Raw genomic sequence first — 22002 nt, 5'->3', positions numbered from 1 at the left:
GTCGGGGGGGGGGGGGGGGCGGGCGGGGGGGCGGGGGGGGGGCGCCCGGGGCGGGGTGGGGCCCGCCCCGGGGGGGGGCCCCACCCCCGGTTCGCACCTACCGATCGGGACGCCTCCTCTTCCCCGGCCCTCCCGCCTCTTCCGCCCGGCCCCGTGCGCGCTCCCACGCCGCCCGCCGGCCGCGCGCTCGCCGAGCCCGCCGCGCGCTCCCACGCCGCCCGCCGGCCGTTCGCCGAGCCCGCCGCCCGTCCTCGGTGCCCGTTCGTGGTACCCGCTGCCCGTCCTCGGTGCCCGTTCGCCGAGCCCGCTGCCCGGTCCGCCAGCGCGCCGGCCCGCCATGTCTTGTCAGGCGGTCCGCCACCCCGCACAATGGAACCGACCGAACGGTCAGTCGGGAAGATCGCCAGGGTTCGGGACGACGTGCCGGACCGCCCGGGGTGGCGCGACCGAGATGGGAGCCGTGGTGGCAGCAGAAGTGGCGGAGCCGGTGCAGGCGGAGCGGTTCGAGGCGGTGGTCGCCGCCGAGCAGCGGATCGAACCCCGCGACTGGATGCCCGACGCCTACCGCGCGACCCTGATCCGCCAGATCGCCCAGCACGCGCACTCCGAGATCATCGGCATGCAGCCCGAGGGCAACTGGCTCACCCGCGCGCCCTCGCTGCGTCGCAAGGCGATCCTGCTCGCCAAGGCGCAGGACGAGGCCGGGCACGGGCTCTACCTCTACGCCGCCGCGGAGACGCTGGGCGTGGACCGGGCCGAGCTGACCGAGAAGCTGGTCTCCGGCCGGCAGAAGTACTCCTCGATCTTCAACTACCCCACGCTGACCTTCGCCGACGTCGGCGTGATCGGCTGGCTGGTGGACGGCGCCGCGATCTGCAACCAGGTGCCGCTCTGCCGCTGCTCCTACGGGCCGTACGCCCGCGCGATGGTGCGGATCTGCAAGGAGGAGTCCTTCCACCAGCGGCAGGGCTACGAGCTGCTGATGACGATGATGCGCGGCACCGAGGGCCAGCGCCGGATGGTGCAGGACGCGGTGGACCGCTGGTGGTGGCCCTCGCTGATGATGTTCGGGCCGCCGGACGGGGATTCGCCGAACACCGCCCGTTCGATGGCCTGGCGGATCAAGCGGCACACCAACGACGAACTGCGACAGCGCTTTGTCGACATGTCCGTACCGCAGGCCGAGCACCTCGGCGTCACCCTCCCGGATCCGGCCCTCAGCTGGAACGAGGAGCGCGACAGCTGGGACTTCGGCGAGCCCGACTGGTCGGAGCTGAAGCGGGTGATCCAGGGCGACGGCCCCTGCAACACCCAGCGGGTCGAGCGCCGGCGCCAAGCCCACGAGGACGGTGCCTGGGTCCGCGAGGCGGCCCTCGCCTACGCGGCGAAGCGCCGGGCGGAGTCCGCCCGGGAGGACGGGACCGACCGCACCCACGCCACCGCCGCTACGAACGCCACCCAGGACACGAACGGCACGAACGGCACGAACGACATCCACGCCACCCACGCCACCGGCGGCACGGACACGGAGGAGCAGCGATGAACGGGATCCAGGCCGGTTGGCCGCTCTACGAGGTGTTCGTCCGCCCCCGGCGCGGCCTCAACCACGTGCACGTCGGCTCGCTGCACGCACCGGACGACCGGATGGCGCTGCTGTCCGCCCGCGACCTCTACAGCCGCCGCAACGAGGGCGTCAGCCTCTGGGTGGTCCGCTCGGACGCGATCACCGCCTCCACCCCGGACGAGCAGGATCCGTTCTTCGCCCCCTCGGGCGACAAGGTCTACCGCCACCCGACCTTCTACGACATCCCCGAGGACGTACCGCACATCTGACCGACCGGGCGGGCGGACGGCGGAAGCGGAAGGCGCGAGAGGACAGTGGACGAAGTGACGGGAGTGGACCACGCGATGACCGACCTCCACGGGACGGGCGGCAGGCACGGGACGGGCGCCCACCACGGCGCGGGCGAGGACCACGTCTACCTGACGCTGAGCGAGGCGGGCCCCGAGCCCGAGGGCGAGGCCCGCTGGGCGTACGGCACGGGTTTCTCGGACCCGCTGCTCGGCGTCGACACCGCGGTGCCGCCGGAGCTGGACGGTGCGGACCTCGCCGCGTACTGCCTGATGCTCGGGGACGACGCGCTGGTGCTGGCCCAGCGGCTGACCGAGTGGTGTACCCGGGCGCCCGAGCTGGAGGAGGAGGTGGCCCTCGCCAACCTCGGCCTCGACCTGCTCGGCCAGGCCCGACTGCTGCTCACCCGGGCCGGGCAGGCCGACGGCACCGGCCGCTCCGAGGACGAGCTGGCCTACTGGCGGGAGGAGCACGAGTTCCGCAACGTCCGGCTGGTCGAGGCGCCCAACGGGGACTTCGCGTACTCGGTCGCCCGGCTGCTGCTCTTCGCGACCGCCCGCGGGGCGCTCTACCGGCTGCTGGCCGACCACCCGGACCCGGTGCTCGCGGCGGTGGCCGCGCGCGGGGTGAAGGAGCTGGCCTACCACCAGGAGTACGCCACCGCCTGGACCCTGCGGCTCGGTGACGGCACGCCCCACTCGGCGGACCGGATGCAGGCCGGGCTGGACGCGGTCTGGCCGCTGCTCGACGAGCTGTTCACCCCGCACGCGGTCGAACTGCGGGTCGGCGCGGATCCGTCCGGGCTGCGCGAGCCGGTGCTCGGCACGCTCGCCGCGGTGCTCGCCGAGGCGGGGCTCGACGTCCCCGGGGCCCGGCCGCTGGCCTCCGTCGGCGGCCGCTCCGGGCGGGACGGCGTGCACACCGAGGCGCTCGGGCCGCTGCTCGCCGAGCTCCAGGTGGTCGCCCGGGCGAACCCGGGGGCGGTGTGGTGATGACCGGGACCGAGCCGACGGCCTCGCCCACGGTGCCCGCTCCGACCGCGGCGCCGACGCCGTCCGGCGCGCCGGACGCCTGGGCGGTGGCGGCGGCCGTCCCGGACCCCGAGCTGCCGATGCTCACCCTGGCCGAGCTGGGCGTCCTGGCCGAGGTCGAGAGCGACGGCTCCGCCGTCACCGCCTGGCTGACCCCGACCTACTCCGGCTGCCCGGCGATCGCGGAGATGGCCGCCGACGTCGACGCCCGACTGCGGGCGGCCGGCTTCGGGGACGTCCGGGTCCGCCTGCGGCTGGACCCGCCGTGGTCCACCGACCGGATCACCGAGGCCGGGCGCCGCAAGCTCGCCGAGGCCGGTATCGCCCCACCGGGGCCGGCCGGCCCGCCGCTGCTGCGGCTCGGGCCGACCAGGCACCTCGTGGTCGTCTGCCCCCAGTGCGGCGGCCGCGACACCGAGGAGCTGTCCCGCTTCGGCTCCACGGCCTGCAAGGCGCTCTGGCGCTGCCGTGACTGCCGTGAGCCCTTCGAACGCATCAAGGAGATCTGAATGACCGTCCGCCGACCGGTCTTCCACCCCCTGCGGATCGCCCTGGTGGAGCAGCTCTGCGAGGACGCGGTGGCGGTCACGTTCGACGTCCCGGACGCCCTCGCCGAGGACTTCGCGTTCCGCCCCGGCCAGACGCTGACCCTGCGCTGGGTGGTGGACGGCGTCGACGAGCGCCGCTCGTACTCGATCTGCGCCCCGGCCGGCGGCCCGCTGCGGATCGCCGTCCGCGAGGTGCCCGGCGGGCTGTTCTCCCGCCGGCTGGTGCGGGACGCCCGCGCGGGTGACGAGGTCGAGGTGCTGCCGCCGTCCGGGCTGTTCAGCCCGGAGACCGACATCCCCGGCGAGCACGTGCTGATCGCGGCCGGCTCCGGCATCACGCCGATGCTGTCGATCGCCGGCTCGGTGCTGGCGGCCGACCGGACGTCCCAGGTCACGCTGCTGTACGGGAACCGGCGCAGCGACACCGTGATGTTCGCCGACGAGCTCGCCGACCTCAAGGACCGCTACCTGGGCCGGTTCCAGCTGCTGCACGTGCTCTCCCGCGAGACCCGGGACGCCGAGCTGCTGACCGGGCGGCTCGACGCCGAGCGGGTCGGTGCACTGCTGAAGGCACTGGTGGACGTCCCCGAGGTGGACCACTGGTGGCTCTGCGGGCCGTTCGGCATGGTGGCCGGTGCCAAGGAGCTGCTGGCCGGCCTCGGGGTGCCGGGCGAGCGGGTGCACCAGGAGCTCTTCCACGCGGACGACGAGCCGGTGGCGGAGCGCCCCGAGGAGCCGGTCGACGGTGAGCTGAGCGAGGTCACGGTGGTGCTCGACGGGCGCGGCAGCACCCTCGCGCTGCCGCGCGACCGTTCGATCCTGGACGGTGCCCAGCGCTCCCGACCCGACCTGCCGTTCGCCTGCAAGGGCGGGGTCTGCGGCACCTGCCGGGCGCTGGTGACGGAGGGCGGGGTGGAGATGCGGCGCAACTTCGCGCTGGAGGAGAAGGAGCTGGCCGAGGGGTACGTGCTGACCTGCCAGGCGCGGCCGGTGACGGACCGGGTCACGGTGGACTACGACCGCTGAGGCGGCGCGGGCCCCGGCGGCGTCCCGGGCCGCCGGCGCGCGGCTCGGTGGCGTCGCCCAGGCGCGCTACACCCGCTGGGCGGGCACGGTCGTGAGCCGCCCGGCCGGCTCGCCGAGCAGCCGGACGATCGCGTTGGCGGCCGACCGCCCGGCCCGGTTGGCGCCGATGGTGCTCGCCGAGGGCCCGTACCCGACCAGGTGGATCCGCGGGTCGGCGGCCGCGGCGGTGCCCTCCATCCGGATGCCCCCGCCCGGACCGCGCAGGCCGAGCGGCGCCAGGTGGCCGACCGCCGGACGGAAGCCGGTGGCCCAGACGATCGCGTCCACCGCCAGCTCCTCCTCGCCCCAGGCCACGCCGTGCTCGGTGAGCCGGTCGAACATCGGTCGCCGCTCCAGCGCGCCCAGCTCCCGGGCCCGACGGTAGGCGACGGACGGGCCGAGGCCGGTCACGCTGACCACGCTGCGGACCGGCAGGCCCTGCCGGACCCGCTCCTCCACCATCGCCACCGCGGCCCGGCCGGCCTCGGGGCTGAACGGGCCGTCGTGGTAGACCGGCGGGGTGCGGGTCACCCAGACCGTCTCGGCGACGGCCGCGACCTCGGACAGGACCTGGATCGCCGACGCGCCCCCGCCGACCACCAGTACCCTCCCGCGCCGCCGGCCGCCGGGCCGGCTCCCGTCCACCGGGCCCGGGACGAGCGGCCCGTACCCGGCGAACTCCTCCGGGCCCCGGTAGTCGGCGTAGTGCAGCTGCCGTCCGGCGAAGTGCCCGGGGTAGTGCGGCAGGAAGGGCCTGGTCCAGGTGCCCGTCGCGTTGACCAGGGCGCGGGCGCTCCAGGTGCCGGAGTCGGTCTCCACCAGCAGCCGGGCGTCGGGCAGCGTGCGGACGGCCGTGACGCGCACCGGGCGCACAACCGGCAGCGCGTGCCGTACCTCGTACGCCGCGAAGTAACCCGGCACCACCTCGCGCGCCGGGGCGGCCGGGTCGGGCGGGGGCAGCTCGAAGTCGGGGAGGTCGTGGAACCCGTTCACGGTGGCCATCCGGAGTGACGGCGAGCGGTGCGCCCAGGCTCCGCCGGGGGCGGCGTCGGCGTCCAGCACCACGAAGCCGTCGCCCGCCCGGCCGGCCTCGGCCCGGCCGGGGTCGCCGGCCGGGCCCGGGTCGTCGGCGGGGCCGCCGGTGGCGGGGGCGAAGCCGCGCCGCCGCAGGTGGTACGCCGCGGACAGGCCGGCCTGCCCGGCGCCGATCACCACGACGTCGACGCGGTGCGCGCCCGCGCCGTTCGTTGCACCGTAAACAGTCACGCCCGTGAAACATCGGAGCCGGGCCGCCTGTTCCCGCCCGCTCGGCGGCGGACGGGCGCTCAGGCCGGCGGCAGTCGGCGGCGGGTCGACGGCAGGTCGGTGTCGGTGTCGGGGGTCGGCGGCGGGATCACCGCGGGCCGTGCCGCGGGGGACGGACCTCGGTGCCCACGTCCGCCACCCCGGTGACGTCGCAACGCACCGTCGGGACGGGCGCTCAGGTCAGCGGCGAGATCACCGCGGCCGTGCCGTAGGCGCAGACCTCGGTGCCCACGTCCGCCGCCTCGGTGACGTCGAAACGCATCATCAGGACGGCGTTGCCGCCGCGCGCCTCGGTCTGCGCGACCAGCCGCTCCATCGCCTCGTTGCGGCTCTGGACCAGCGTCTTCGTCAACCCGCGGAGCTCACCGCCCACCAGCGACTTCAGCGAGGCGCCGATCTGGCTGCCCACGTGGCGGCTGCGCACCGTGAGGCCGAAGACCTCACCGATCACGTGGTCCACCCGGAACCCGGGCACATCGTTCGTGGTCACCACCAGCACCTGGGCGTTCTGTCCCTGCCCGCCGCCGTACTCGTCAAGGTTGCTCATGGGGCCATCGTGCGCGCCCCACCCCGCCCCAGCGGTGCAGGCGGGGCCGAGAAGGTGGGCCAGACCGGTGATCGGGCGCCGGAAAAGCCGTACCGTAGGCGCATGGGCGAGCGAAGCGATCATCCGCAGGGGCAGGGCGCCACGGAGGACTCCGGCGCGCGGGAAATCGAGGCGACGGTGGTGCTGGGCCTGCGCATCACCGACTGGCCCGCGCTGCGCGCCGCGGCCAGGGCGGCCGTCGAGGAGCTGGACTTCGAGGGCGTGGACCCGGCCGAGCAGCGCCGCGACCTGCTGCGCGAGGTCTCCGAGGACCCGAACGCGGCGCTCGGCGTGCTGCTGCACCCGGACCGCCTGGTGGCCGCCATGCCCGGCGTCGACGCCCTCGGCGGCACGCTGGAGATCAGCGTCACCGAGGACTTCGCGCCCGACTTCGCCGAGCTCTTCCCGCTCGACGGCGACGAGGAGGGCGGCGGCGGCGTCGGCGACTGGACCCTCACGCCCCGCACCGCCTGCCTCCTGCACGCCCAGCTGCTGGGCCTCGCCGACGCGGCGTACGACGACCTGGAGGAGCACGAGGGCGAGCCCGTGCTGGAGAGCGAGGACCACGAGTGGGCGGTCTTCGGCCGCCTGCCCGCCCGGACCTTCGGACTGCACCGCGGCTGGCGCCGTTCGATGGCGCGGGCCTTCGACGACCTCGCCGACGACCTGGCCCTCGGCGAGTGGCCGCTGCCGCGCTGCCCGGCCGAGGACATCGCGCTGCGGATGGCCCTCGCCGACGCCCGCAACCTGCTGGGCGCCCAGCCCGAGTCCGTCGCCGACATGATGGGCGACCTGCCGGCCGACCTCTACGACTACGACTGGGACGGCTGCCAGGACGAGCTGTTCGGGGTCTACGGGCCCGAGGACGGCGACCCCGAGGCGGACACCGCGCGCCGGACCGAGGAGCTCATCGCGGCCACCCACCCGGAGGGCTGGTTCCTCCCGTACGAGGACGCCGAGGAGCGCGACCCGCAGCGCGGTTACCGCCGCTGAGGGCCCGGGGCCGCCCGGCCCGCCCGCGCTCCCGTACGGGCCGGGCGCCGGGGGTGTCGGCGGCGGCTGGCATCCTTGACGGGTGACCACACCGTTCGACGCCCCCAGCCCCGAAGACGCGCCCGCCGGGCGCGACGCCAACCCGCAGTACGTGCTGCCGCTCGTCGTCCGTCTGGAGCGGACCGACCCGCCCGGCCGCACCGACGCGCTGGAGACCTCGGCCCGCGCGGTGCTGACCCTGCTGCACGACCCCCGGGTGACCGACCCGGACGGCGAGTGGGCCGCCCTGGTCACCGCCTGGACGGACGGCCGGATCCGCAAGGTGGTCCGCCGTGCCAGGGGCGGCGAGTGGCGCAAGGCGGGCGAGCTGCCCGGCATCACCGTGACCGGCGCCGAGGCCGAGGTGCGGGTCTTCCCGCCCGTGCCGCTGGACGGCTGGCCCAAGGAGCTGGCCAAGCTCCAGGTGTCCGGCACCGACCTGGAGGAGACCACGCCGCCGGCCGATCCCGCGCCCGGCGTCCCCGTGCTCTGGCTCAACCCGGAGCTGGAGATGAGCGCCGGCAAGACCATGGCGCAGACCGGCCACGCCGCCCAGCTGGCCTGGTGGCGCCTCGACGAGGCCCAGCGCAAGGAGTGGGCGGGCAACGGCTTCGCCCTCGCCGTCCGTACCGCCACCCCCGCGGCCTGGGCCGAGCTGACGGAGAGCGGCCTGCCCCTCGTCCAGGACGCCGGTTTCACCGAGATCGCACCCGGCAGCTCCACCGTGATCGCCGACCATCCGGCGCTGCGGCGGGGCTGAGCCCCTGGCCAATGCCGGGCCCCGTCGGCCCGCAGGCCCCGGGAGGCGGTCCCGCCCGTTCCTCCGCCGTCCCGCCACCCGTCCCGTCGCCCGCTCCGTCGCCGGCGGGGGCGCCCGCCGGGCGGCGGGGCCGGCTGGGGGAGACTGGCCGGACGGACCGACAGGGGAGAACGGCGATGCCGGAGTTGACGGAGCGACGCTCGGCGGGGGTGCGGTCGCCGGCGGACCGCGCGGACGGGATCGCCGGCGACCGGGTGGAGCAGTTGCTGGCGATGCAGCGTCTGACGGTCGCCCCCGACGCCACGGCGGCGCTGCTGGACTGGCTCGCCCGGCGCAGCGGACGGTGGGTCGCCCTGCTGGGCGCGGACGGCGGCGTGCTGCGCGCGGCGGGAGTGCCGGATCCGGACGCGGAGCGGGTCCGTGCGCTCGCGGCCGACGGGGTGGCGCTGATGCGGTCGCAGGGGACGGACTCGGCGCGGATCGACCGGGGCGGCGGGACCGGCTGGTTCGTCGCGGCCGGCGCCGGGGCGGCCCGGCCGGTGCTCGCGGCGGTCGGTACGGGTACGGGGCCGGCCGGTCTGCCGCGACTGCTGGCCGATGCCGCCCGCCCGGCCGGTCTGTGCTGGCGGCTGGAGGAGGCCGGCCGGCAGCGGGAACGGTCCGCCGTGGCGGACGCCCGTAGCCGGGAGGCGGTGCTGCACCTGCTGATGATCGGTGAGCTGGCGCCCGCCCACCGGATCGCGGCGGCGCTGGGGCCGGACCTGCCGGATCCGGTCCGGGTCCGCGTGGTGGAGGGGCCGGTGGGGCGGCGGTCCGAGATCGCCGCCGAGTGGGACCGGGCCACCGGCGACCGGTCCTGGATCGTCCCCTGCCCGGTGAACGCGGGCCACCTGATCGTCATCTCGCCGGCGGCGGCCGCCCCGACCGAAGCCGTTCCGGCCGACGAGGGTGGGTACCCGGGACGCGCGGACTGCGCGGTGGGTATGAGCGGCTCCGTGCCGCTGCGCGAGACGGCGCTCGGCTACGAGCAGGCGTTCCACGCGCTGGCCGCGGCCCGGTCGGCGCCGGGGCGCCAGGTGGTGTTCGACCGGCACGGCGACCTCGCGCCGCTGCTCGGCCCGGCCGGCGCGGCCTGGGCGCGGCAGTGGCTGCGCCCGCTCACCGAGTACGCGCCGGTGCGCCGGGCCGACCCGGACGGCGCGGAACTGCTGGCCACCCTGACGTCGTGGCTGCACTTCGGCGCCGGCGCCGTCCGCCACCTCAAGGTGCACCGCAACACGCTCGCCGCCCGGCTCCACCGGGTCGAGGACCTGCTCGGACTCGACCTGGAGCGCCTGCCCGGCCAGGCCGCCGCCGCGCTCGCCCTGCGGCTGCGCGCCGTGCCTGTCGCCCCGCCCGCCGCGCCGGCGCCGGGCCCACTGCCGGCGTCCGGCCCGCCCGCCCGGTCCGGTGGCCGGTCCGGGTGCCGGGCGATCGCCGGGGCCGCCGGCCCTTCGGTCCCCCCGGAGGCGCTGCCCGCCGGACTGGAGGCCCTGCTCGCCACCGCCGCGGCCGAGCACTGGGCCGAGGCGCTGCTGCGCCCGCTGACCGCCGGCGGCCGGCCGGCCGCCGCCGCCAGCGTCGGGGCCTGGCTGGCGCACGACGCCCGGGTGGCCCCCGCGGCGGCGGCCCTGGGGATCACCGCTCCCGCGCTGCGCAAGCGCCTGCTGCGGGTGGAGGAGCTGCTCGGGCGCTCGCTGCTCGAATCGCCCAGTGCCAAGTACGACCTGTGGCTGGCGGAGCGGGCGCTCACCCTGTCCGCCGCCCGCTCCGCGCCGCTGCCCGCCGGATCCGACGGGCGGTGACGGGCGGGCGGTGACGGGCGGGCGGTATCGGGGGCCGGCGGGACGGGACTGCGACTCCGCCGGCCCGGTGACTGGGCGGGGTGTTACCTCCCGGCCGCCCCGGTGTGCAGATCGAAGCTGGTGGCCGGGCCCGCCGCGGTCGAGGATGGAGGTGCGGCTCGGGCGGGCCGACCAGGCGCGGTCCGGGGGACGGGGGACGACTCCGGGACGGCGTTCGGCGGCCCGCCGGGTACAACGGGACGGGCCCCGACGGGGGACGTACGGCGGTGGTCCCGTCCCACGGGAGTCCGGGGAATGCCCCCCGGACTCCCGTTCCTCGTTCCTCCTGGCCTCAGGCGTCGTACCGGCGGAACCTGCGAAGGCCGCCGTGGGCCGCCAGGCCCGCCCACAGGGCGAGCACCGCCGTCCCGGCCCAGTGGGGGTACGGGACGTCCGCGTCCACGGCGAGGCGCATCGCGTACAGGCCGGCCTGGTCGGGCAGGTACGGGTGCACTGCGCGGCCGCCGGGGAGGGCCCCGAGCAGGCTGGTGCCGAACAGCACGGTGGGCACCAGCAGGCCCATCGCGACGGTCAGGTTGCCGAGCATGGCGGTGACGCCGAGGCAGAGCACGGTCATCAGCGGCGGGTGGAGCGCGGCGGCCACCAGGCTGCGCGGCACGCCCGGGTCCGTCCAGCCCGGCGGGTGGTCGAGGAGGGCCCGGCCGGCGGCGAACGAGCCGACCGCGAGCACCAGGCCCAGGCCCAGGGCGTAGCCGGCGCCGACGGCGAGCTTGCCGCCGTACAGCAGGGCCCTGTCGGGTACCGCGGTGAGTGCGGTGCGGACGGTGCCGGAGTGGAACTCCTGGCCGATCAGCAGCACGCCGAAGCAGACGAAGACCGTCTGGAACACGGTCAGGCCGTAGTAGAGGGCGACGCTCGGGTCCTCGATCAGCAGCGGCTGGACGTCCCCGATCAGGGCGCAGGTGACGGCTCCGACGGCGACGCCGAGGGCGGTTCCGGCGAGTGGCACCGCCCAGGTGACGCGCAGGGTGGTGAGCTTGGTCCACTCGGAGCGGAGGACGGTGGCGGCGGTGACGGTCATCGTCGGCACCCGCTCAGGCGTCGTGCCGGCGCATCGCGCGCAGGCCGCCGTAGGCCGCGGCGCCGGCCCACAGCGCCATGATCAGCAGACCGGTCCAGTGGCCGTAGTGGACGCCCGGGGCGTCCTGGTGGCGCAGCGCGTACTGGCCGGCCCGGTCGGGCAGGAACTGACCGACCTCGCGGACCCCGGGGATGGCGGCCAGCCAGGTGGTGCCGAGGAAGACGGCGGGGGTGAGCAGGCCCATCGCGGCGGTCAGGTTGCGCAGCATGGCGGTGACGCCGAAGCAGATGACCACCAGCAGCGGGTGGTAGAGCACGCCCGCGACGATGCTCCGGGCGGTCGCCGGGGCGTCCAGGGCGACGTCCACGGTGGCGCCGGCGGCGAGGAGGGCCCCGGCGGTCGAGACCAGGCCCAGCAGCAGCCCCACCCCGGCGCCGAGCAGCAGCTTGGCGCCGTACAGCCGGCCGCGGTCGGGCACCGCGGTGAGCGAGGTGCGGATGGTGCCCGAGCCGTACTCCTGGCCGAGCAGCAGGATGCCGAAGCAGGCGATCGCCACCTGGCCGAAGTTGAGGCCGAAGTAGATGCCGACGCTCGGGTCGTCCAGCAGCGAGGCGTCGTCCTTGCCGTAGGCGGCGTTGACGGCGTAGCCGACGCCGATCGTCAGGGCCACCCCGATCAGCGGGGTGATCCACTGCGAGCGCAGGGTGGTGAGCTTGGTCCACTCGGAGCGCAGCACGGTGGTGAGCCGCTGCGGGGCCCCCGTGCGCGGGGGGCGGGTGAGGGCGGTCGCGGTGCTCATGCCGTCACCGCCCGGTACTCGACACTGTCGGCGGTCATCCGCATGAAGGCCTCCTCCAACGAGTCCTGCTGGACTGCGATCTCGTACAGCACCACGCCGTTCGCGGCGGCCAGCGCGCCGATCCGCTCGGGTTCGGCGCCGGTGATCTCCCAGGCGCCGTCCTCGACCGGCTCGGCGCTCAGCCCGGAGCCCGGGCCGCGCAGCAGGCGGGCCAGCTTGTCGGGGTCGACGGCGCGGACCCGGACCCGGGTGCGGCCGTGCCGGGCGATGAAGTCCGCCGTGCTCGCGTCGGCCAGCAGCCGGCCGCGGCCGATCACCACCAGGTGCTCCGCCGTCAGGGCCATCTCGGACATCAGGTGCGAGGAGACCAGTACCGTCCGGCCCTCGGCGGCGAGGCCGCGCAGCAGGGTCCGGATCCACCGGATGCCCTCCGGGTCGAGGCCGTTGACCGGCTCGTCCAGCATCAGCACCGGCGGGTCGCCGAGCAGCGCGGCGGCCACCCCGAGCCGCTGGCGCATCCCCAGCGAGAAGCCCCTGATCCGCCGCCGGCCGACGTCCGCCAGCCCGACCTGGGCGAGCACCGCGTCCACCCGGGAGTCCGGCAGGCCGTTGCTGTGCGCCAGCCAGCGCAGGTGGCCGCGCGCCGTCCGGCCGCCGTGCACGGCGTGGGCGTCCAGCAGGGCGCCGACCTGGCGCAGCGGGTCGGCCAGCTCGGTGTACGGGCGGCCGGCGATCAGGGCCCGGCCGGCGGTGGGCCGGTCCAGGCCGAGGATCATCCGCATGGTGGTGGTCTTGCCGGCCCCGTTCGGCCCGAGGAACCCGGTCACCACCCCCGGCCTGACCTCGAAGCCGAGGTCGTCGACGGCGCGGGTCTGCCCGTACGTCCTGCTGAGGCCCTGGACCTCGATCATCACTGTCTCCCCGACTCGTTGGCGGCCGGGCTCCATTCCACCGGTTCGGGCCGGGCCGGCGGATCCCGCCGGGGAGGGGACCTGCCTCCCTCCCGCGAGGGAGGCAGGCCGCCGGGGCGGACTGGCACGATGGCGGGGTGCCCACGATCATCGCCCCGCTGTTCGCCGCCACCACCTACGCCAGGTGGCTGCACCTGCTGGTCGGCATGGTCTTCGCCGGGATGGTGCTGATGGTCTATCCGGGCATCGAGGAGGGCGTCGGCTGGCTCCGGCTGGTCACCTCCGCCGCCGCCCTCGACAGCGTGCTGCTCGCCCTGGCGGCGCTCGTCCCGGCGATGCGGCGGGCCGAGGGGGTGCAGGCCCGGCTGCTGCTGATGCCGGCCCGCGAGGAGGACATCGGGGTCGAGCGCTCGCGCGGCTGGGCCGACCGGCGCCGGACCGCGACCTGGCTGATCGCCCGGGTCGCCCTCGGCATGGCCGTCGGACTGCTGAGCGTGAACACCCTCACCGTCTCCACCCTGCTGATCGGCAGCCCGTACCGGGACACCCCGCTGGTGCTGTACGGGCATGCGCTCCCGGCCGGCGGCGACCCCTGGTACCCGCTGCTCGCGCCGGTCCTGCTGTTCGGCGCGGGCTGGGCGCTGGTCTGGGCCGGGCGGCTGCAACTGGCGATGGCCGTGCGGCTGCTGGGCCCCTCGCCGGCCGAGCGGCTGGCCGAGGCCGAACTGCGCGCGGAGCGGCTGCTGGAGCGCAACCGGCTGGCCCGCGAACTGCACGACTCGATCGGCCACGCGCTGACGGTGACCGTGCTGCAGGCCGGGGCGGCCCGCGAGGTCGGCGATCCGGCCTTCGTGGCCAAGGCGCTGGAGGTGATCGAGGAGACCGGCCGGCGGGCGATGGACGACCTGGAGCGCACGCTCGTGCTGCTGCGCGACCGGCCCGGCGGCGCGGCCACCGAGCAGCCCGGCATCGAGCGGCTTCCGCAGCTCTTCGACGCGGCCCGGGCGGCCGGCAGTCCGGTCGAGGCCTGGATCGACGTCCCGAGGGGGGCGCTGCCGGGGGTGCTGTCCCGCGAGACCTACCGGATCGTCCAGGAGGCGGTCACCAACCTGCTGCGGCACTCGCCGGGTGAGCCGATCGCCGTCCGGATCGCCGTCCGCGACGGCGAGTTGGAGCTTCGCTGCGTCAACGCGACGACCGGGCCCGGCCGTTCCCGGGCGAGCGGCGGCAAGGGCCTGCGCGGCATCCGGGAGCGGGCCGCCCTGCTCGGGGGCGAGGCCTCGGCCGGCCGGCAGGACGACGAGTGGGTGCTGTCGGTCCGGCTGCCCCTAAGGTTGGGGGTGTGATGATCGACATCCTGGTGGTCGACGACGAGGCGCTGGTCCGGGCCGGCCTGCGGGCCGTGCTGGAGGCCCAGGGCGACCTGCGGGTGGTCGGCGAGGCCTCGGACGGCTCGCAGGTCCTGGAGCTGGCGCGGGCGCTGCGCCCCGACGTGGTGCTGATGGACGTCCGGATGCCCGACATGGACGGGCTGACCGCCACCCGGCGGCTGATCGAGGGCTGCCCGGAGCCGCCGAAGATCCTGGTGGTCACCACCTTCGAGAACGACGACTACGTCTACCAGGCGCTGCGGGCGGGCGCGGACGGGTTCCTGCTCAAGCGCTCGCGCCCGGCGGAGATCGCGCACGCGGTGCGGCTGGTGGCGGCGGGGGAGTCGCTGCTGTTCCCGGCCGCGATCCGACGGCTCGCCGCCGGGCACGGCAACCTCCCCGCCCGGCAGGCGATGACCCGCGCGGCGCTGACCGAGCGGGAGGCCGAAGTCCTGCGGCTGGTGGCGCGCGGGCTCTCCAACGGCGAGATCGCCGAGCAGCTCTTCCTGGGCGTGCAGACCGTCAAGACGCACGTCAGCAGCGTGCTGGCGAAGCTCGGGGCCCGGGACCGCACCCAGGCCGTGATCGCCGCCTACGAGTCGGGGTTCGTCGCGCCCGACGGTGCCTGACGACGGCTCGTCGCCGGGGCCGGCCCCGGCGACGAACTCCGGCCGCGCCGGGCCGGGTCTAGACGTCGCGGCGGTCGACCACCACCAGGGTGACCAGCACCGACACCAGCGGCCAGAGCAGGAACACCAGCCAGGCCCCGCCGGTCGTCGACGGATAGGCCTCCCGCCAGCCGCCGCTCGTCGATTCGAGCTCCCCCAGTCGCTGCCAGGCGCGGAACGGGAACAGGTGGTAGAGAACCGCGGTCCAGTGGCGGTCGGGGCTGAGGAAGTTGGGCACCAGCAGGAGCACCGACACCACCGCGACGATGGTGGTGGCACTGTGCCGGACGAGGGCGCCCAGGGCGAAGCCGGTCAGGGCGCACACCGGCGCCAGCAACGCGGAGGCGAGCACTCCGCGCCAGGCACCCGGGTAGTCGATCGGGAGGCCGATGTGCCGCCCGGACAGGATCGCCTGGGACACCCCGAAGGAGGTTCCGGCGACCAGGGCGCCGTACACCAGCATCACCGCCGTGACGACGGCCAGCTTGGCCGAGACGAGGGCGCGGCGGGCGGGTACGGCCGCGAAGCTGGTGCGGATCAGGCCGGTCGAGTACTCGCCGACGATGGTGATCGCGCCCAGGCTGCCGGCGACCAGCATCAGCGTGATCCCGGTGTTGTTGGTGAAGGCGTCGTTGTAGGCGCCGAACGGGACGAAGTCCGCCTTGGTCCGCTCGTCGTAGCGCGGCCAGTTCTGGTAGTCGGCGACCGCCGCGTTCACGTTCAGCAGGACGAGGGTCAGGGCGCTCAACGGGAAGGCCCAGCGCATCGAGCGCAGCGACCAGAGCTTGAGCCACTCGGCGGCGAGCAGGTCGCCGAACCGGTCGCGCGGCGCGGGGGTGGACGGTGGGCGGCGGAACGGGGCCGCGGAGGTGGTCATCGGGGGTCTCCGGCGAGGTGGTCGGCGTGGTCGGCGGTGAGTTCCATGAACGCCCGCTCCAGCGAGAGGCCGCGAGGGGTCAGTTCGGTCAGCAGGAGACGGCGCTCGAAGGCGAGTTCGGCGATCCGGGGCCCGGTCAGGCCGGTCACCGCGAGGGCTCCCTCCCCGTCGGGCCGCACCGCGGCGCCCTGGGCGGTGAGCAGGGCCGTCAGCGCGTCCGGCTCGGGCGTACGGACGGTGACGCTCGGCCGGGCGCCCCGTCCGGCGAACTCGGCCAGGCTCTGATCGGCGATCAGGGCGCCCCGGCCGATCACCACCAGGTGGTCGGCGGTGTTCTCCATCTCCCGCATCATGTGGCTGGAGACGAGCACCGTCCGCCCCTCGCCGGCGAGTTGCCGGAACAGGCCGCGCACCCACCGCACGCCCTCCGGGTCGAGCCCGTTCAGCGGTTCGTCGAAGAGCAGCACCGGCGGGTCGCCGAGCAGCGCGCCGGCGATGCCCAGCCGCTGCTTCATGCCCAGGGAGAATCCGGCGATCCGGCGCCGCCCGGCCTCGGCGAGGCCGACCTCCCGCAGTACCTGCGCCACCCGCTCGCGCGGGATCGCGTTGCTGCGGGCCAGTACCGCGAGGTGCGCGGCGGCGCTGCGGCCGCCGTGCACGTCGGCCGCGTCGAGCAGCGCACCGACGTGCCGCAGCCCGCGCGGGCGGCCCCGGAACGGCTGCCCGTCCACGGTGACGCTCCCGCCGGTCGGCGCGTTGAGGCCGAGGATCATCCGCAGGGTGGTGCTCTTGCCGGCGCCGTTGGGGCCGAGGAACCCGGTGACCCGCCCCGGACGCACGGTGAAGGTCAGGTCGTCGACGGCGGTGGTCCCGCCGTATCGCTTGGTCAGTCCGTTGACTTCGATCACCCGGCCAACGGTGCCGTGGGCGGCCTCGGCGGGGCATCGGCCCACCGGTGGCAGTCGGCGGGCGGCGGTGTCGACCGTGGTTGTACACCCGTGGTCCGATGCCCGGGCCCGGGCGGCGCGGCTACCATCGGCGCATGTCCTCGCCGCCGCTTCCGCTGATCAGACGGGTACCGCCCGGTGTGTGGACGGCGCTCGCGTGGTGCGCGGGCACCGCCTACTCCTTCCTGGTGCTGGTGCGGCTGCCGGGCGAGAGCGGCGCGCCGCACGGGTTCCCGGTCGACCTGGGGCTGCCGCTGCGCTCGCAGTGGGTGTTCCTGATCCCGGCCGCCGCCCTGACCGCGGTGGGCAGTCGGCTGCTGCGCCGGTACGCGCTGGTGGCGGCCGTCCTCCTGCTGGCCGGTTCGGCGGCCGGGGCGATGGCACTGAACTCCTCGGAGATCAACCTCGTCCAGTTCCTGCCCGTGGACGTCGCGCTCTGCGTCATCGCCGCCGCCCGCCCGCGCCGGGTCTCGCTCGCCGCCCTCGTGCTGGCGATCCTCACCCTGGTGGTGTTCGGCGTGGTGCGCCTGCTGATCGGCTTCCGGATCGGCACCTCGACCGAACTCGCGGTGGCCCTGACGGCCGTGGTGGCGTGGTTCGTCGGGAACTCGACCCGGCAGTCCCGCCGGCACGCCGAGCAGTTGGGCGCCCGGGCCGCGGCGCAGGCGGTCTCCGACGAACGGCTCCGGATCGCCCGGGAGTTGCACGACATGGTCGCGCACAGCATCGGCATCGTGGCGCTGCAGGCCGGCGCCGCCCACCGGGTCTTCGACACCCAGCCGGACCGGGCGCGGGCCGCGCTGCGCGCGGTCGAGGCCGCGAGCCGGGAGACCCTGTCGGGGCTGCGCCGGATGCTCGGGGCGCTGCGCCAGGCCGAGTTGGACGGTCAGGGCGCGGGCGGCCAGGACGGCAGGGGTCAGGACGGCGGAGGTCAGGGAGGCGCCGCGGCGCCGCTGCACCCGGCGCCCGGACTCGCGGACGTGGAGCAGCTGGCCGCCAGTACGACGGCGGCGGGCGTGCGGGTCGAGGTGAGCTGGCTCGGCGACCGGCGACCGCTGCCGGCCGAGGTCGACCTGTCGGCCTTCCGGATCATCCAGGAGTCGGTGACCAACGTGGTGCGGCACGCGCGGACCGGCCACTGCCGGGTCGCCGTCGAGCAGCGGGAGGACGTGCTGTCCATCGAGGTGGTCGACCGGGGCCGGGGCGCCGGCGCCGGGGCCGGCGGCTACGGCCTGGTCGGGATGCGCGAGCGGGTCGCCCTGCTGGACGGTGAGTTCGCGGCGGGTCCGCAGCCGGGCGGCGGGTTCCGGGTGGCGGTGCGGCTGCCGGTCCGGGCGGTGGTCCGATGACCGTCCGCGTCGTCCTCGCGGACGACCAGCCGCTGGTGCGCGCCGCCCTGCAGATGGTCATCACCGACGCCCCCGACCTCGACGTGGTCGGCGAGGCCGGGACGGGCACCGAGGCCGTCCGGCTGGTCCGGGAGCTGGCTCCCGACGTGGTGGTGATGGACATCCGGATGCCCGGCATGGACGGGATCGAGGCCACCCGGCTGGTCACCGCCGGAGCCGGTGCGACCCGGGTCGTCGTCCTGACCACCTTCGACGACGACGACTACGTGTACGCGGCGCTGCGAGCCGGAGCGTCCGGGTTCCTGGTCAAGGACATGGCGCTGGACGAGATCCTGGCGGCCGTCCGGGTGGTCGCCGCGGGGGACGCCCTGATCGCCCCGAGCGTCACCCGGCGCCTGATCGCGGAGTTCGCGGACCGCCCGGCCCCCGCCCCCGCCCCGGCGCCGCCGCGGCCGGCGGAGGGCATCACCGGCCGGGAGCGCGAGGTGCTGACGCTGGTCGGGAGCGGCCGCTCCAACAGCGAGATCGCCGCCGAACTGGTGCTCAGCGTGGCCACCGTGAAGACCTACGTGACCCGGCTGCTGGCCAAGCTCGACGCCCGTGACCGGGTCCACCTAGTCATCATCGCCTACGAGACGGGCCTGGTGTCGGCCTCCCGCTGAGGTGGCGGCCGACGGCCCGTCCGGGCGGGGCCGCAGTGTCCTCAGGCCGGGTAGGCGTGGGTCTGGGCGGCCTTGACCGAGGCCCAGACCGTGCCGCCGGGCGCGAGGTCGAGTTCGGCGGCGGCGGCCGGGGTGAGGTCGGCGGCGAGCGGGAGTTCACCGGTCAGGTCGACCCGGACCTGGTCGCCGTGCAGGTCGAGGCCGGCGACGACGAGCTGCCAGACGTTGCGGGCGCTGGACTCGGGGCGGCCGGGGTGCAGGGTGACGGCGGAGGGCGGGAAGGCCACGAAGGCGGGGCCGGAGAGCTCCTCGGTGGTGTTGAGCACCTGGCCGTCCGCGAGGGTCACCCGGTGGCCCTCGGCGGTGCCCTGGTAGAGGTTCAGGCCGACCAGCCGGGCGATGTAGTCGGTGCGCGGGTGACGGGAGATCTCGGCCGGCGTACCGGCCTGGACCTGCCGGCCCTCCTCGATCACGACCAGGCGGTCGGCCAGCACCATGGCGTCCAGCGGGTCGTGCGTCACCAGCACCGCGACCGCCTCGAACTCGCCGAGGTGGCGGCGCAGCTGGGAGCGGATGTCGAGCCTGGTCCGGGCGTCCAGGGCGGCCAGCGGCTCGTCCAGCAGGAGCAGGCGGGGGCGCACCGCGAGGGCACGGGCCAGGGCCACCCGCTGGGCCTGGCCGCCGGAGAGGCTGCCCGGCCTGGCCGTGGCGTGGTCGGCCAGGCCCATCCGCTCCAGCCAGCCGGCCGCCTCGGCCCGGGCCTCCTTCTTCGGCCGGCCCTGGCAGCGCGGGCCGAACGCCACGTTGTCGAGGGCGCTGAGGTGCGGGAAGAGCAGGTAGTCCTGGAAGACCACGCCGACCGGGCGCTCCTCGGCCGGGGTGTGCAGCTGCCGGGCCGGATCCTCCAGGGTCCGCCCGTCCAGCCGCAGGTGACCGCCGGTCAGCGGCAGCAGTCCGGCCAGGGCGCGCAGCGCGGTGGACTTGCCGGCGCCGTTCGGGCCGAGCAGCGCGATCACCTCGCCGGGGGCGGCGGTGAGTGCCAGGTCGAGCCGGAAGGCGGCGCGCTCGACGAGCAGCCGGGCGTCCAGGGCGGTGCCGGTCGCGTCGGAGCCGGCGCGGGCGGGCGCGCTCGGGTGCTCGGGGGAGGGTTCGGCGCGGGAGTTCATGGCGTGGGCGTCCAGACGCAGCGGCGGGGGCAGAGGCACAGGCACAGGTGGGGGCGGGCCGGCCGGCCCGCCCTCCGCGGCGACGCTCCGGGCGCCGTCCGGCGGCACGTCACGGGGTCGACATCCAGCGGTCCCGCAGGCCGACCAGGACGGCGACGGAGACCAGCAGCAGCACCAGGCTCAGTGCGATCGCGGCCTCCGGGTCGCGCTCCATGGCCAGGTACACCGCGAGCGGCATGGTCTGGGTCTTGCCGGGGAAGTTGCCGGCGAAGGTGATGGTCGCGCCGAACTCGCCGAGCGCCCGGGCCCAGGCCAGCACGGCGCCCGCGCCGATGCCGGGCGCGATCAGCGGCAGGGTCACCCGCCGGAACGCGGTCAGCCGGGAGGCGCCCAGGGTGGCGGCCGCCTCCTCGTAGCGCGGGTCGGCGGCGCGCAGCGCGCCCTCCACGCTGATCACCAGGAACGGCATCGCGACGAAGGCCTCGGCGAGCACCACGCCGGAGGTGTGGAAAGGCAGGGTGATGCCGAAGGCGGAGTCCAGCCAGCGGCCGACGATGCCCCGGCGGCCGAGGACGAGCAGCAGCGCCACGCCGCCGACCACCGGCGGCAGCACCAGCGGCAGCGTCACCAGGGCGCGCACCAGCCGCCGTCCGGGGAACTCGGTGCGGGCGAGCAGCCAGGCGAGCGGCACTCCGAGCACCAGGGACACGCCGGTGGCCGCCGTCGCGCAGAACAGCGACAGCCGCAGGGCCTCCCACACCTCGGTGCTGGTGAGCTGCTCGGGCAGCGAGCTCCACGGTGCCCGCACCAGCAGCCCGACCAGTGGCAGCACCAGGAAGGCGAGGCCGAGCAGGGCGGGCAGCAGCAGGGCGACGGGCATGCGCGAGCCGCGCCGCCGGCGCGGACGGCCCGGGGAGGGACCGTCCGCGCCGGCGGAGCTCACGGGCGGGGTGGTGCGGGTGCTCACGGGGTCTGGAAGCCCGCCGCGGTCAGCACCTGCTTGGCCTCGGCCGACTGGATGTAGGCGACGAAGGCGGCGGCGGTGTCCTTGTTCGGCGCCTTGGCGAGGGCGGCGATCGGGTAGTCGTTCACGGCCTTGTCGGCCTCGGGGAAGTCCACGCCGTCGATCTTCGCAGCATCGGCCTTCACGTCGGTCCGGTACACGAGTGAGGCGTCCACCTCGCCGAGCTCGACCTTGGTGAGCGCGCCCTTGACGTCCTGCTCCAGGGTGACCGGGGTGAGGTCCACCGCGCCCGCCTTGAGGGCGTTCACGGCGGCGGCGCCGCACGGCACCTCCTTCGCGCAGAGCGCGACCTTGAGGCCCGGGGCGGCGAGGTCCTTGAGCGCGGCGATGTGCTTGGGGTTGCCCTTGGGCACGGCGATGGTCAGTGTGTTGCGGACGAAGTTCGCCGCGGTGCCGTTGACGCCGCCCGCGTCGCTGACGGTCTTCATGGTGCTGGTGCTGGCGGCGGCGAACACGTCCGCGGGGGCGCCGGAGTTGATGCTCTGGGCGAGTGCCGAGCTGCCGCCGAAGTTGAACTTGACCTTGACGCCCGGGTAGGCCGTCTCGAACTTCTTGCCGAGATCGGTGAAGGTCCCGGTGAGGCTGGCGGCGGCGAAGACGTTGACCTCGCCGGCCAGCTTCGGAGCGGCGGCGGGGGAGGAGCCCGCGGCCGTGGCGGCGGCCGTCGAGGCGTCGCCGGACTTTCCGCCGTCGCTGCCGCAGGCGGTGACCCCGAGGCTGAGAGCGAGGGCCGCTGCGGCAGCGACGACGAGTCTGCGGGTACTGGTGGTCATGAGGTGTTCCCCTCCTGGCGCGCCGGAAGGGGCGCGGGCTGCGTGGATGGTGGACCGGTCCGTCGCGGCGGTGAGACGGAAGGGGGCGGCCCCGGACGGTGCGCCAGGAAGCCTGGCGGCCTCGCAGGTGCGGTCCTTGTGGCGATCATAATGCCGCAAATGCGAGGTGGCCGTCCGCTGTTCCTTCGCACAGGCGGCCGACCAGCGAGGTTGCTGCCCGGCTGTGCGATGGCTCAAACCCACGCGTAACCGCCCCGTCGAAAAATGCCTCGCCGGCGGGGCGGGGACCCGCGAGAGTGGTCGCCGTTCGATCAGCAGGTCCGGCCGCGGACCCGGCGCCGTCCGGCCCGGG

General features: G+C 75.7%; 22 protein-coding genes. 12 read left to right on the top strand and 10 right to left on the bottom strand.

What is annotated here, in order from left to right:
• Nucleotides 1-451 precede the first annotated feature (451 nt).
• From paaA to paaE, 5 genes are all read left to right on the top strand, one after another.
• Nucleotides 452-1543, top strand: a complete 1092-nt coding sequence (paaA, locus tag ACFTWP_RS02240; RefSeq protein WP_380261727.1) for a 1,2-phenylacetyl-CoA epoxidase subunit PaaA — start codon at nt 452-454, stop codon at nt 1541-1543.
• Entirely contained in the window at nt 1540-1833 is a 294-nt protein-coding gene (paaB, locus tag ACFTWP_RS02235) for a 1,2-phenylacetyl-CoA epoxidase subunit PaaB (protein WP_380261725.1), read from the top strand. The genes paaA and paaB overlap by 4 nt, the downstream gene beginning before the upstream one ends.
• A gap of 75 nt (nt 1834-1908) precedes the next feature.
• Nucleotides 1909-2844: a 1,2-phenylacetyl-CoA epoxidase subunit PaaC gene (gene paaC / locus ACFTWP_RS02230; protein WP_380262128.1), complete on the top strand. Its 936-nt coding sequence runs from the start codon at nt 1909-1911 to the stop codon at nt 2842-2844.
• The gene (gene paaD, locus ACFTWP_RS02225; RefSeq protein WP_380261723.1) at nt 2844-3392 is read left to right on the top strand and encodes a 1,2-phenylacetyl-CoA epoxidase subunit PaaD; all 549 of its coding nucleotides are present in this window, start codon (nt 2844-2846) and stop codon (nt 3390-3392) included. Before paaC ends, paaD begins: the two co-directional genes overlap by 1 nt.
• Nucleotides 3393-4457 (top strand): 1,2-phenylacetyl-CoA epoxidase subunit PaaE, encoded by a 1065-nt coding sequence (paaE, locus tag ACFTWP_RS02220; protein ID WP_380261721.1) that lies wholly within the window; start codon nt 3393-3395, stop codon nt 4455-4457. It begins immediately after the preceding gene.
• Nucleotides 4458-4523: 66 nt separating this feature from the next.
• Here the strand turns inward: paaE and ACFTWP_RS02215 are convergent, their stop codons facing one another.
• Both ACFTWP_RS02215 and ACFTWP_RS02210 read right to left on the bottom strand, forming a co-directional pair.
• The gene (locus ACFTWP_RS02215; RefSeq protein WP_380261719.1) at nt 4524-5762 is read right to left on the bottom strand and encodes an FAD-dependent oxidoreductase; all 1239 of its coding nucleotides are present in this window, start codon (nt 5760-5762) and stop codon (nt 4524-4526) included.
• Nucleotides 5763-5976: 214 nt separating this feature from the next.
• Nucleotides 5977-6348 carry a YbjQ family protein gene (locus ACFTWP_RS02210; RefSeq protein WP_380261717.1) on the bottom strand — a complete coding sequence of 124 codons (372 nt, stop codon included), beginning with the start codon at nt 6346-6348 and terminating at the stop codon, nt 5977-5979.
• Between the two features lie 102 nt (nt 6349-6450).
• Between ACFTWP_RS02210 and ACFTWP_RS02205 the strand changes: the two genes are divergently transcribed.
• The 3 genes from ACFTWP_RS02205 to ACFTWP_RS02195 all read left to right on the top strand — a co-directional run bounded on the left by ACFTWP_RS02205 (nt 6451) and on the right by ACFTWP_RS02195 (nt 10023).
• On the top strand, nt 6451-7380 hold the full coding sequence (locus tag ACFTWP_RS02205; RefSeq protein WP_380261715.1) for a hypothetical protein: 930 nt from the start codon (nt 6451-6453) through the stop codon (nt 7378-7380).
• A gap of 82 nt (nt 7381-7462) precedes the next feature.
• Complete coding sequence (locus ACFTWP_RS02200) at nt 7463-8179, top strand: aminoacyl-tRNA hydrolase (protein ID WP_380261713.1); 717 nt, start codon at nt 7463-7465, stop codon at nt 8177-8179.
• A gap of 176 nt (nt 8180-8355) precedes the next feature.
• Nucleotides 8356-10023, top strand: a complete 1668-nt coding sequence (locus ACFTWP_RS02195) for a PucR family transcriptional regulator (protein ID WP_380261711.1) — start codon at nt 8356-8358, stop codon at nt 10021-10023.
• A gap of 331 nt (nt 10024-10354) precedes the next feature.
• On the opposite strand, the gene ACFTWP_RS02190 is transcribed toward ACFTWP_RS02195, so the two are convergent.
• Genes ACFTWP_RS02190 through ACFTWP_RS02180 form a run of 3 tightly spaced genes read right to left on the bottom strand, consistent with a single transcriptional unit; the run spans nt 10355 to nt 12814 of the window.
• Nucleotides 10355-11104, bottom strand: coding sequence for a hypothetical protein (locus ACFTWP_RS02190; protein WP_380261709.1), 750 nt, complete (start codon nt 11102-11104; stop codon nt 10355-10357).
• A gap of 13 nt (nt 11105-11117) precedes the next feature.
• Nucleotides 11118-11903, bottom strand: coding sequence for a hypothetical protein (locus ACFTWP_RS02185; RefSeq protein ID WP_380261707.1), 786 nt, complete (start codon nt 11901-11903; stop codon nt 11118-11120).
• On the bottom strand, nt 11900-12814 hold the full coding sequence (locus tag ACFTWP_RS02180) for an ABC transporter ATP-binding protein (RefSeq protein ID WP_380261705.1): 915 nt from the start codon (nt 12812-12814) through the stop codon (nt 11900-11902). The genes ACFTWP_RS02185 and ACFTWP_RS02180 overlap by 4 nt, the downstream gene beginning before the upstream one ends.
• A 137-nt stretch (nt 12815-12951) precedes the next feature.
• On the opposite strand from ACFTWP_RS02180, the gene ACFTWP_RS02175 reads away from it, so the two are divergent.
• Both ACFTWP_RS02175 and ACFTWP_RS02170 read left to right on the top strand, forming a co-directional pair.
• On the top strand, nt 12952-14160 hold the full coding sequence (locus tag ACFTWP_RS02175) for a sensor histidine kinase (RefSeq protein ID WP_380261703.1): 1209 nt from the start codon (nt 12952-12954) through the stop codon (nt 14158-14160).
• Entirely contained in the window at nt 14160-14813 is a 654-nt protein-coding gene (locus tag ACFTWP_RS02170) for a response regulator (protein ID WP_380262126.1), read from the top strand. Before ACFTWP_RS02175 ends, ACFTWP_RS02170 begins: the two co-directional genes overlap by 1 nt.
• Before the next feature lie 58 nt (nt 14814-14871).
• On the opposite strand, the gene ACFTWP_RS02165 is transcribed toward ACFTWP_RS02170, so the two are convergent.
• Together ACFTWP_RS02165 and ACFTWP_RS02160 are read right to left on the bottom strand one after the other, a co-directional pair.
• Nucleotides 14872-15729 (bottom strand): ABC transporter permease, encoded by an 858-nt coding sequence (locus ACFTWP_RS02165; protein ID WP_380261701.1) that lies wholly within the window; start codon nt 15727-15729, stop codon nt 14872-14874.
• Nucleotides 15726-16637: an ABC transporter ATP-binding protein gene (locus ACFTWP_RS02160; protein WP_380261700.1), complete on the bottom strand. Its 912-nt coding sequence runs from the start codon at nt 16635-16637 to the stop codon at nt 15726-15728. The genes ACFTWP_RS02165 and ACFTWP_RS02160 overlap by 4 nt, the downstream gene beginning before the upstream one ends.
• A 134-nt stretch (nt 16638-16771) precedes the next feature.
• On the opposite strand from ACFTWP_RS02160, the gene ACFTWP_RS02155 reads away from it, so the two are divergent.
• A complete protein-coding gene (locus ACFTWP_RS02155; protein ID WP_380261698.1) occupies nt 16772-18025 on the top strand; it encodes a sensor histidine kinase in 1254 nt (417 codons plus the stop codon).
• On the top strand, nt 18022-18687 hold the full coding sequence (locus ACFTWP_RS02150) for a response regulator (protein ID WP_380261696.1): 666 nt from the start codon (nt 18022-18024) through the stop codon (nt 18685-18687). Before ACFTWP_RS02155 ends, ACFTWP_RS02150 begins: the two co-directional genes overlap by 4 nt.
• A gap of 41 nt (nt 18688-18728) precedes the next feature.
• On the opposite strand, the gene ACFTWP_RS02145 is transcribed toward ACFTWP_RS02150, so the two are convergent.
• From ACFTWP_RS02145 to modA, 3 genes are all read right to left on the bottom strand, one after another.
• On the bottom strand, nt 18729-19853 hold the full coding sequence (locus tag ACFTWP_RS02145) for an ABC transporter ATP-binding protein (protein WP_380262124.1): 1125 nt from the start codon (nt 19851-19853) through the stop codon (nt 18729-18731).
• Between the two features lie 109 nt (nt 19854-19962).
• Nucleotides 19963-20820 (bottom strand): ABC transporter permease, encoded by an 858-nt coding sequence (locus tag ACFTWP_RS02140; RefSeq protein ID WP_380261694.1) that lies wholly within the window; start codon nt 20818-20820, stop codon nt 19963-19965.
• The gene (gene modA / locus ACFTWP_RS02135; RefSeq protein ID WP_380261691.1) at nt 20817-21650 is read right to left on the bottom strand and encodes a molybdate ABC transporter substrate-binding protein; all 834 of its coding nucleotides are present in this window, start codon (nt 21648-21650) and stop codon (nt 20817-20819) included. The genes ACFTWP_RS02140 and modA overlap by 4 nt, the downstream gene beginning before the upstream one ends.
• Nucleotides 21651-22002: the final 352 nt, after the last annotated feature.

The sequence above is a fragment of the Kitasatospora sp. NPDC057015 genome, from assembly GCF_042673745.1.
Taxonomy (GTDB): domain Bacteria; phylum Actinomycetota; class Actinomycetes; order Streptomycetales; family Streptomycetaceae; genus Kitasatospora.
Note: the sequence above shows the minus strand (reverse complement) of the source record. Positions and strands in the feature narration are given on the sequence as shown.